Genomic DNA, 10,061 nt, shown 5'->3' with positions numbered 1-10,061 from the left:
TAAATGTTTGTTGTTGAATATGTCTAGTGGATTTAATAGTGCTAATGTTATCAATGGTTTGAACCTATGGTCTGATGTTACGATATTCTATATAGTATCTATCGGTCTATTATAAACTCTTCGTATAACGGCTCTAAGGGCAAAGATTTTTAGTCCATTTACCGGCGTTCTTACCACGAGCACATTGATATTGTACGCCGTACTGTACCCAATGCCATTCTGGATTAGTCTGCTGATTTTTTAACTTAAAGCTAATACGATAACGTTCTGCTCTGACACTATCGTCCATCAAATCTGAACGAGTAACGACAACTACTGCGGTTTTCGGCTGTGATTTGGATGGAAATATAAAGCTTTGCGCCAAATCGTAATCAGTATCTATCTCATTAGTATTGCTATTAATTAAAGCTAACTTTCCAAGCGCACAAGTAAACAGTCCTTTTTCAACTGGACAGGGAGCTGATGAGTAGGTGGCGGCACGACCATTAACGCTGATAAATTTAAAATTAGCTGGATTTGCCGCTTCAGCACGCAATATTGGACTTGGTGGTTTGTTATTGTTTGCATAAGAAGTTACTGAAGTGAATGATAGTAAGAGTAAGGCGCTAACCATCAAACCTTTAAGTAAGTGATTTGATTGCTTCGAGATAGACGATAAAGGGTTAAAACTATTTAATTGCAACATAATAACCTCGGCTTTTATTGTCAAATAGATTTATTTGGCATAATTTTTACTCCTAATCATAACCCCTACAGAAAATGATTCATACATCTTGTTTCCCATAAAAAATAGCAACTAATCTTAAGACTAGCTGCTATTTTTTATACTATCAATTTGGTAAATGTATTATCCCAACTTTTTAATCAGCTTTTATAGTTTAGCCTTTATGGTCGTCACAATACCGGACAACGCATAGATAATACCAATGGCTAAAATACCGACAGGTATATCGTATAACACGATACTCATTACTAGCACACCAACGATAAGTACAACAAATGGGACTTTCTTTTTATCAAATTCTTTAAAGCTATAGTACTTGACGTTACTAACCATCAGTAGACCGCAAATAACGACCCAAGCAGCAAATAAAATAATGACTAGGCTGTTGTATTGCCCTACCCATTCATTATGATCAATAGCGACCATAACTGCTGCCGTTACTAAAATTGCAGCAAGTGGACTGGCTAAACCGACAAAGTACTTTTTATCGACGGTACCGACCTGCACATTAAAGCGTGCCAAGCGGAATGCTCCACAAGCGGTAAAGACAAACGCACAACCTAGACCAATACGCCCTAACGGCTCTAAAGCAAAGCTATAAATCAAAATCGCTGGAGCAATACCAAACGCTAACATATCCGCTAAAGAGTCATACTGCTCTCCAAATGGACTTTGCGCATTAAGCATCCTTGCCACTCGACCATCCGCACCATCCAGAATGGCTGATAAAAAAATCGCTAAGGACGCTTGATAAAACTTACCGTCAGTACTGGCTAAAATAGAGTAAAAACCAGACAACAACGATAAGGTAGTAATGAGATTCGGTGCTAAATAAACACCACGACTCACTACACGCTTACCTTCAGCGACTTCTGCTTCAATTACCTCAAAAGTCAAACCATCATAGTTATCATTATCCGCTAAATGAATATTAAACTCATGCTCGTCAATGAAAGGTGGCTGAGTAGCCGCGCTATTGTGTGACAATCCATCATGTAATAAGCCGTCATTTGGATTATTGCTATTCGGTTGATTTTTGGGTAATTGCTCAGTCGTCATAACCGTATCCTTATTCGCCAACTAGCCAGCGCACATTAGTCGCACTATCCGGCGTTAAATCTGGCGCATCAGCCACTTTAAAGATAGGTTGTAAGAACCGTACTATCTCACGCGCATGGTTATCAAATTGCCATGGCGGATTAATAATAAGCATACCCGTGCCATTAAGACCAACAGCAATATCGTTCGGATAAATATTCAACTCACAAACCAGCTGACGTCTCATCTCAGTACGTTTGAGTTTTTTATAAAACAGCTCTACCGCTTCAATATTCTTAATAGGGAACCATAATGCATAAGTGCCTTGTGGCCATTTATTATATGAGGCGACTAATAAGTTAATCAGACGGGTAAAGTCTTTATGTTCTTGCTCATAAGGTGGGTCAAGAAAAATGAGACCGCGCTTTTCTTTTGGTGGAATAACTGCAGCAATACCTTCAAACGAATTACGATGATGAATGCCAATTGGCAATTTATGCAATTGGTAATTGAGAGCGTCATATTCGCTGGCTTTCGCCTCGAATGCTTCACCGCGCACACCACCATTAGGATTTTTTTCAATATGATGGGCAATCCACCATGGCGAACCAGGATAAACTTTTTTGTCATAAGTGAATCGGGCTTGCTTGATACCTTCCACATAATCTTTCACAGCGGCTGGTGCTTTTTCGACATCGGCATGCATTAAAGCTTGAATCCCACCTTTCGATTCACCTGTCTTACGCGCCTCTTCACTGGCAAGCGAATACAATCCGCGACCGCCATAAGCATCAAGCACATAAAAAGGTTTGTTTTTTTGGCTTAATTGATTAAGCAGTTGTACCAATAAAATGTGTTTAACCACATCAGCAAAGTTACCGGCGTGATAAGCGTGTTTATAATTCATAAGTTCAAAAGTTTAAATAAGAAAAATTGCATCTATGGTAGCATAGGATAGGTAAAAAATAACGATGGATTTAGTAAATAGACGTTGATTGACAGCGGATTGATAAAGGCAACTCGATATAATGGAAGAAATGGCAGCAATTACTAGCAACCTTGACTTAACAAACTTGCCAGTTGACAATCCAATAGACACAAACACTTTGCCTTTGCTGACTCCTAACGTTCATCAAATCGATAATAACACTGTATCTCAACATGAATTACAGCTTTCAGACTTTGAAGTGAATTGGGAGGCTCGGCTAACCAATACCCAGCTCGATCAGCTCGTCAATGATGGTTGGATTATTATTGATGAGGTGTTTGAGAATAAGGCGTTGTTAGCGCTACAAGCAGAAAGTGGCTTTATCGATTATCGAGAGGCGCAGCTTACCGCTGGTGTTCGTATTAGTAAAATTCGAGGTGACAAAATTCGTTGGATTACCAAAGATTTTTTTGCAGGCTTCTATTATCTAAAAAGCATCAATGAACTGGCTTCTGTACTTAATCGCGCCTTATTCGCAGGCATCCGACATAGCGAAGCACATTATGCCTGCTATCCAGTCGGCTTTGGCTATCAATGGCATAGCGATAATCCCGCTAACCGTGATGAACGTGTTATCTCAGCGGTGTTTTATCTAAATGATGAATGGACAGCCACTGATGGCGGTGCTTTAGAAGTGATCGATAATCATGGTAAATCTCATAACGTCATGCCCGTCGCTAATCGCTTGGTAATATTTGATAGCGATCTCCAACACCAAGTACAAATTGCCCATCGTCAACGCTACTCTATCGCGACTTGGATGCGCCGAGATGGCTTAATTCCTTTTGTTGAAACTGCCAACTAGCCATCATTAAAATAAGAGTAAATATTCACTTGCAACATGATTTTTATCAAATTACCTTTATCTTATAATTTTAAAAAAAGGGTCTTCATGTCTGATTCTAATAAAAAAACAGCCGCTACTCTCGACACCCTAACGCATCAACAAGCGACTTTAGATTTGAGTATTGCCTTAATAGAACGCCCTTCGGTAACACCTGATGATATCGGTTGCCAAGATATATTATCAGAGCGCTTGCAGCAAGTAGGCTTTGATTGCGAATTTATGACTTTTGGTGATAGAGATAAGACGGGCGAACATGCTGAAGTCAAAAATTTATGGGCGCGGCGCGGTACGACAAATCCAGTAATTTGCTTTGCAGGTCATACTGATGTGGTGCCAACGGGTGATGAAAAAAACTGGACGTTCCCGCCCTTTAACCCAACCATTCACGATGGCTATCTATGGGGGCGCGGCGCAGCAGATATGAAAACAGGTATTGCCGCATTTACTGTCGCTACCGAACGCTTTGTAGCGAATCATCCTGAGCATAATGGCTCGATTGCTTTTTTAATCACTTCAGATGAAGAAGGGCCGTCAATTAATGGCACGGTAAAAGTGATTGAAGCGCTAGAAGCACGCCAAGAAAAAATTACTTATTGTCTCGTTGGTGAGCCATCAAGTACCGATACGCTGGGTGATATTATAAAAAACGGTCGTCGTGGCTCGTTAGGCGCGGTTTTAACCGTCACTGGAAAACAAGGTCATGTTGCTTATCCGCATTTGGCATGTAATCCGATTCATGCCGCCATGCAAGCACTTGCTGAATTAACGGCAGCGACTTGGGATAATGGCAATGACTACTTCCCTGCAACCTCGTTGCAAATCTCTAATATTAATAGCGGTACGGGCGCAACCAATGTGATTCCTGAAACGCTAGAATTAGTATTTAATTTCCGCTTTTCTACCGAAACCACTGAAGATGAGCTAAAAGCCAAGACTCATGCAATATTTGACAAGCACTTTAAAGATAGCAAAGCCAATTATGCGATTGATTGGAAATTGTCCGGTCAGCCATTCCTAACGCCCGAAGGAAAACTGGTATCGGCATGCCAGCAAGCAATTAAAGCAGTGACCGGTACTGATACTACATTATCAACTTCTGGCGGCACATCAGACGGGCGTTTTATTGCCCCAACTGGCGCGCAAGTGGTTGAGCTGGGCGTGCGTAATGCAACAATTCACCAGGTTGATGAGAAAATTGAGCTTGATGACCTGGGACGCTTGGCACAGATTTATGAAGGGATTTTAGAGAGTCTATTGTTGGATTAACAGCATAGCTAAATTAATACTGTAGGGATAAGAAATTGTGGAAATTAATAAATCTTATCAGTTCTTTATATTTGCCAGCTTATGTTTAGGTATTAGCAGCTGCGACAATGTTAGAGAAATAAATTCTGATGTTGCAGACTCTAGAGTAGTAATAAAATTATACGACGGTAGTCTTGCTAACGGTCAAGAAGAGCCAAATGCTGTTACCTCAGTTTTTAAGTCAAAAGCTCATATAGATTGTTCTAAACTTAAGGATAGCGAAAAGGTAGATGAAATAAAACGAATTGTCAAAAATTACGGTGGCGAATTACAAGGGCTTGCTTATTCAGATACAGGAATTATAGAGGCAGCTGACATTTATATTTTAAACGCTAATTTATCAACAGTTAAGCGCCTACAACTGATAGAAACCTTGTCAGAGTTAATAGGCACTCCTATAGTAGTAAATATTCAAGACAGTAGATTAACTAATGAGATGGGAAGAATAGAAATCCTACGGCCATCAGTAGCTGACCAAAATCAAAGGCCACGTTTTTCTATTGATAATGAAGAACAAGTCAATGAAGTAGCGCGAATTGTAGAAAGGCATGGCGCTAAATTGCAATTTCTCGGTTACTCAGGCGATTCAGAACTTAGCCTTTCAATTAGCTATTATCCAAATAAACTCACTATTTCTGAGTTCGAGAACTTAGAAGCAGATTTAGAAGTCCTGACTGGTCTGAAAGTCACAGTGTTTAAAAAGAGCGTAATCATTAAGCCTCTTTAATCTGCCTTCATACATAATCGTTCAATTAGTGGGTTATGCTGCGCTAACCCACCCTAAAGCCACTTACAAGATTGCGTCACAGACTGGCGACTCTACTCAATACCAATATACAATTCGACTTGACCATATTCCAAATTGCCCTCAACATAACGCTCAAAATCAACATTATAAGTTCGAGTATGCTCACAGCTTGGGTCATTGAAGTACGCCCATGCTTTCTCCCATGCATTCATCACCGTATTCGGCATGTTGCCATATTCAGCAAACACCATATAGTTTCCTGTAGGAATGCTGACCGTTACTAAATTACTCGCATTTTTATTCTTAACGGTTTTGACCGTACTTGCCGTGTCGTCATTGCCTGACTGTTCTTGCTCATCGGGCTGAGCGTCTACTTTCCAACTGGCGACCACATCAAAAGCGCCGACATCATCACTTTCATAGTTATGATAAACGCCATAGATATCCGCACCCTTTTCAAGTTGGCTCACATGATTTTGATAAAACTTTTGCCACAACTTGCCTATTTTTGCCGTTTCATGGCTGATTTCAGCAGTATTAGTGGTACGAATGCTAATGCCTGTGCACGTTTGGTCTTCGGTTAACGCTTGAATGGGTGCCGTCATGAGTCGGTCTGTCCTATATTTATTTAAGGTAATGTTCATTATTTAAAAAGGATATCAATATTGTGTTAATCCGCTTCGTCAATCCAATTCATTTGAATCGCTTCTAAAATGCCTTCATTAGAACGCTGTGGATCATCATCAAAGCCTTCAAGCTCCGTCACCCAGCGATGCAAATCAGTAAAGCGAATAAATTGTGGGTCAGTCTCAGGAAACTTTTCATACAGCTCAATCGCGATATCTAAACTGTCCGTCCATTTTAATTTTTGCGGGGTCATAATGATACCTTTATGATAAATATTAAAAATAAGAGTGATAAGAATAAGGTGGCTTATCCTAGCAAAATTTGTCAAAGGATTATAGTTAAGCGCACGTTTCAAGTTACTTTATTAGGATGACGTGGATTTTACTGCGGTTTGATGCGTATTCCAAGTGGTGATGACATCGGTGAGTTGCTCGCCTATCATATTAAAATCACTTGGTGGGCAGGCACCTTGCTTACTCACCAAAACTACCTTGGTCATACCAACTGCCACCAGCTGATTTTTTACAAAAAACTGATGCGTAAAGTAAACATACTTGTTATCCCAACCTACTACTTGGCTACTCACCGACATTTTATCTAAAAACTTAACCTCTTTTAAATAAATCATTTCTTGCATGGCAATAATCCAGCGCAAGGATTTGCGGTTGGTTTGATAGCAACACGCCAGCAGCCAGTGAGTAATATTCAGCTCAATAAAAGACAAATAGCGATAATTGGGTAAGTGGGTGCGAAATCCCATGTCATGCGGTAAGATACGGTAATCACGTAGCGTCGGTGCGGTCACAAGCTCTAAGCTCATATGCACCATTGCTTGCTGTTTTTGTTGCTGCTTAAGTAAACTGACCATAATAAAAAAACGCACTAGCATGTTCATAATGCTCTCTCTTATCAATTATTTTTATAGGAAGAATAGCTATTACAATGAGTATAGCCTGCTTTTAATCACAGCATGTTTACCATCATTGACCTTAACGTACAAAAGCTGCCGTAATTTGATTTATTCACTTTCAGATACTGAACGTTATATTTAAAAGTTTTGTATTTCTACTAGGATTTTATAAACTGCCATTTATAAGGAGTTTCGATGTATTTTTTATTGTCCCCTGCCAAAGCTTTGAACGAAATCGATGCTGTGCCAATTGATTGGGGCAGTCATTATAGTCATCCTGCGCTTATCGATGACTCGGTTGAACTTATGCAGCACCTTAAAAGCAAAGACCCGATAGACTTACAGGAGCTGATGAGTCTCTCAAACACCCTTGCAACCCTAAATGCTGAGCGTAATCAGAAGTGGCAGGTGCCGTTCACAACGGATAACGCAAAGCCTGCGGCTTATCTATTTGATGGCGATGTCTATACAGGGCTTGATAGCTATGACATGGGTAAAGAAACGATGCAGTATCTAAATAATCATTTAGGGATATTGTCCGGTCTTTATGGCTTACTAAAACCATTAGACTTAATACAGCCATATCGCTTAGAGATGGGTACTAAGCTTAAAAACAAGCGCGGTGATAATTTATATGAGTTTTGGGATACGCATATCACTGAGCTATTGAATGAGCGTATCAAAGAAAGTCAGCCAGATAATGACGATAAGGTGTTGATTAACTTAGCATCTAACGAATACTTTAAAGCAGTGAAGAAATCAAAAGTGGTGGCACAAATTATTACCCCACGATTTGAAGATGAGAAAAATGGACAGTATAAAGTGATTAGTTTTTATGCCAAAAAAGCGCGTGGACTGATGGTGAAATATGCTGCTGATAATAAGCTCACCAGTGCAGAGCAGCTTAAGAAGTTTGATTTGGCAGGATATTATTATTGTGCGGATGCGTCTGATGATAAAACATGGGTGTTTAGACGGGATGCTGTGAATCAATAATACTCAAAATATTATCAAATTCACGTAAAAAACCCCGATAAGCTCAGCCTATCGGGGTTTTCTTTAAACTATGTTTAACAAGTACATTATGAAAAGTCATAAGTATTTTATGGATTGACTAAAGCAGTGCGACTAGGCAACCGAGTGTAGATTGTACATAAAGTACATCGAACAAGGTTAACAACGTCGTACAAATTTAGTCGGAGCATAAATTACATCATGCCGCCCATACCACCCATGCCGCCCATACCACCGCCAGCACCCATGCCAGACATACCATCATCACCTTGCGGTAAATCAGTAATCATAACTTCGGTCGTTAGCATAAGACCGGCAACAGATGCCGCATTTTCTAGTGCTGAACGAGCAACTTTAGCTGGGTCAAGGATGCCCATTTCTAGCATATCGCCATATTCGCCAGAAGCTGCGTTGTAACCATAGTTACCGCTACCACTTTTCACTTCGTTCACTACCACTGAAGCTTCTTCGCCTGAGTTAGTAACGATTTGACGTAATGGCGCTTCCATTGCGCGACGTAGGATATTGATACCAGCGTTTTGGTCATCATTATCACCACGTAGCTCAGACAATGCATTCATTGCACGAACTAACGCTACACCACCACCAGGTACAACGCCTTCTTCAACCGCTGCACGAGTGGCATGTAGTGCATCATCAACGCGATCTTTTTTCTCTTTCATTTCAGTTTCAGTCGCAGCGCCAACTTTAATAACGGCAACGCCGCCAGCCAGTTTAGCCATACGCTCTTGAAGCTTTTCTTTATCGTAGTCAGACGTTGATTCTTCAACTTGACGTTTAATAGATTCAACGCGGTTTTCGATGTCAGCAGAGTTACCAGCGCCATCAACGATTACTGTGTTTTCTTTACCGATAGTTACTTTTTTAGCCGTACCCAATTGCTCAAGGGTCGCAGTCTCTAAGCTCAGACCAATCTCTTCAGAGATAACGGTACCGCCAGTTAAAGTCGCGATATCTTCTAACATTGCTTTACGACGATCGCCAAAACCTGGTGCTTTTACTGCACAAGTTTTTAAGCCGCCACGCATGTTGTTCACAACCAACGTTGCCAATGCTTCGTTTTCAACGTCTTCAGCAATGATTAGCAATGGTTTGCTTTGCTGCATTACTTGCTCAAGTAATGGCACGATTTCACGGATATTGCTGATTTTTTTATCAACAAGCAAGATGTACGGGTTTTCAAACTCAGCGGTTAAGCTGTCTTGCTTATTAGCAAAGTACGGGCTGATATAACCACGATCAAACTGCATACCTTCTACAACTTCTAAGGTATCTTCAAAGCTTGAACCTTCTTCAACAGTAATAACGCCTTGCTTACCGACTTTTTCCATCGCTTCAGCAATCAGCTCACCAATTTTAGTGTCTGAGTTAGCAGAGATAGAGCCAACTTGAGCAATCGCTTTTGAATCGTCAGCTGGTGTTGATAGCAAATGAATTTGCTCAACGGCAGCGCGTACCGCTTTATCGATACCGCGTTTTAGATCCATTGGGTTCATGCCAGCAGCAACAGATTTCATGCCTTCTTGCAAGATTGACTGAGCCAATACGGTAGCTGTAGTCGTACCATCACCAGCGACATCGTTAGTACGGCTAGCAACTTCACGGACCAATTGAGCGCCCATATTTTCAAATTTATTTTCAAGCTCGATTTCTTTAGCAACTGAAACACCATCTTTAGTGATGGTAGGCGCGCCAAATGATTTATCAATAACAACGTTACGACCTTTAGGGCCTAAGGTTACGCGTACGGCGTTTGCTAGGATGTTTACGCCATCCATCATTTGTTTACGGGCATCAATGCCGAATTTTACGTCTTTTGCCATGTTAAATTACTCCACT

11 protein-coding genes are annotated in these 10,061 nt (G+C 40.6%); 4 read left to right on the top strand and 7 right to left on the bottom strand.

Going from position 1 to position 10,061, the window contains the following annotated elements; translation table 11 throughout:
- Positions 1-133 precede the first annotated feature (133 nt).
- The 3 genes from H2245_RS09305 to H2245_RS09295 form a co-directional block, all read right to left on the bottom strand.
- A complete protein-coding gene (locus tag H2245_RS09305) occupies positions 134-685 on the bottom strand; it encodes a hypothetical protein (protein ID WP_259365152.1) in 552 nt (183 codons plus the stop codon).
- Between the two features lie 186 nt (positions 686-871).
- A complete protein-coding gene (pssA, locus tag H2245_RS09300; protein ID WP_259365151.1) occupies positions 872-1,783 on the bottom strand; it encodes a CDP-diacylglycerol--serine O-phosphatidyltransferase in 912 nt (303 codons plus the stop codon).
- 10 nt (positions 1,784-1,793) lie between these two features.
- Positions 1,794-2,669, bottom strand: a complete 876-nt coding sequence (locus H2245_RS09295) for a 23S rRNA (adenine(2030)-N(6))-methyltransferase RlmJ (RefSeq protein WP_182407100.1) — start codon at positions 2,667-2,669, stop codon at positions 1,794-1,796.
- Positions 2,670-2,799: 130 nt separating this feature from the next.
- Here H2245_RS09295 and H2245_RS09290 point away from each other — a divergent pair, with 130 nt between their 5' ends.
- From H2245_RS09290 to H2245_RS09280, 3 genes are all read left to right on the top strand, one after another.
- Positions 2,800-3,555: a 2OG-Fe(II) oxygenase gene (locus H2245_RS09290; RefSeq protein WP_182407099.1), complete on the top strand. Its 756-nt coding sequence runs from the start codon at positions 2,800-2,802 to the stop codon at positions 3,553-3,555.
- Positions 3,556-3,642: 87 nt separating this feature from the next.
- Positions 3,643-4,863, top strand: a complete 1,221-nt coding sequence (gene dapE, locus H2245_RS09285) for a succinyl-diaminopimelate desuccinylase (RefSeq protein ID WP_182407098.1) — start codon at positions 3,643-3,645, stop codon at positions 4,861-4,863.
- A 37-nt stretch (positions 4,864-4,900) separates the two neighbouring features.
- Positions 4,901-5,629 carry a hypothetical protein gene (locus H2245_RS09280; RefSeq protein ID WP_182407097.1) on the top strand — a complete coding sequence of 243 codons (729 nt, stop codon included), beginning with the start codon at positions 4,901-4,903 and terminating at the stop codon, positions 5,627-5,629.
- 92 nt (positions 5,630-5,721) lie between these two features.
- Here H2245_RS09280 and H2245_RS09275 read toward each other — a convergent pair whose 3' ends face one another.
- The 3 genes from H2245_RS09275 to H2245_RS09265 all read right to left on the bottom strand — a co-directional run bounded on the left by H2245_RS09275 (position 5,722) and on the right by H2245_RS09265 (position 7,172).
- Positions 5,722-6,255, bottom strand: coding sequence for a GyrI-like domain-containing protein (locus tag H2245_RS09275; RefSeq protein ID WP_182407096.1), 534 nt, complete (start codon positions 6,253-6,255; stop codon positions 5,722-5,724).
- A gap of 65 nt (positions 6,256-6,320) precedes the next feature.
- A complete protein-coding gene (gene iscX, locus H2245_RS09270) occupies positions 6,321-6,530 on the bottom strand; it encodes a Fe-S cluster assembly protein IscX (RefSeq protein ID WP_182407095.1) in 210 nt (69 codons plus the stop codon).
- Positions 6,531-6,641: 111 nt separating this feature from the next.
- On the bottom strand, positions 6,642-7,172 hold the full coding sequence (locus H2245_RS09265; protein WP_182407094.1) for an acyl-CoA thioesterase: 531 nt from the start codon (positions 7,170-7,172) through the stop codon (positions 6,642-6,644).
- A gap of 210 nt (positions 7,173-7,382) precedes the next feature.
- On the opposite strand from H2245_RS09265, the gene yaaA reads away from it, so the two are divergent.
- The gene (gene yaaA, locus H2245_RS09260) at positions 7,383-8,183 is read left to right on the top strand and encodes a peroxide stress protein YaaA (RefSeq protein WP_182407093.1); all 801 of its coding nucleotides are present in this window, start codon (positions 7,383-7,385) and stop codon (positions 8,181-8,183) included.
- Between the two features lie 212 nt (positions 8,184-8,395).
- Here yaaA and groL read toward each other — a convergent pair whose 3' ends face one another.
- Positions 8,396-10,045 (bottom strand): chaperonin GroEL, encoded by a 1,650-nt coding sequence (groL, locus tag H2245_RS09255; RefSeq protein WP_182407092.1) that lies wholly within the window; start codon positions 10,043-10,045, stop codon positions 8,396-8,398.
- Between the last annotated feature and the right edge of the window lie 16 nt (positions 10,046-10,061).

Origin of the sequence: Psychrobacter sp. GP33 (assembly GCF_014119005.1) — a bacterium.
Classification (GTDB): Bacteria; Pseudomonadota; Gammaproteobacteria; order Pseudomonadales; family Moraxellaceae; genus Psychrobacter.
This window is presented reverse-complemented; position numbering and strand designations above follow the sequence as displayed.

What these genes read in the sequence shown, in the direction of transcription:
- H2245_RS09275 (WP_182407096.1), bottom strand. Translation starts at nt 6,255, where the DNA reads ATGACGGCACCCATTCAAGCGTTAACCGAAGACCAAACGTGCACAGGC.
- H2245_RS09305 (WP_259365152.1), bottom strand. Translation starts at nt 685, where the DNA reads ATGTTGCAATTAAATAGTTTTAACCCTTTATCGTCTATCTCGAAGCAA.
- iscX (WP_182407095.1), bottom strand. Translation starts at nt 6,530, where the DNA reads ATGACCCCGCAAAAATTAAAATGGACGGACAGTTTAGATATCGCGATT.
- yaaA (WP_182407093.1), top strand. Translation starts at nt 7,383, where the DNA reads ATGTATTTTTTATTGTCCCCTGCCAAAGCTTTGAACGAAATCGATGCT.
- H2245_RS09295 (WP_182407100.1), bottom strand. Translation starts at nt 2,669, where the DNA reads ATGAATTATAAACACGCTTATCACGCCGGTAACTTTGCTGATGTGGTT.
- dapE (WP_182407098.1), top strand. Translation starts at nt 3,643, where the DNA reads ATGTCTGATTCTAATAAAAAAACAGCCGCTACTCTCGACACCCTAACG.
- H2245_RS09265 (WP_182407094.1), bottom strand. Translation starts at nt 7,172, where the DNA reads ATGAACATGCTAGTGCGTTTTTTTATTATGGTCAGTTTACTTAAGCAG.
- groL (WP_182407092.1), bottom strand. Translation starts at nt 10,045, where the DNA reads ATGGCAAAAGACGTAAAATTCGGCATTGATGCCCGTAAACAAATGATG.
- pssA (WP_259365151.1), bottom strand. Translation starts at nt 1,783, where the DNA reads ATGACGACTGAGCAATTACCCAAAAATCAACCGAATAGCAATAATCCA.
- H2245_RS09290 (WP_182407099.1), top strand. Translation starts at nt 2,800, where the DNA reads ATGGCAGCAATTACTAGCAACCTTGACTTAACAAACTTGCCAGTTGAC.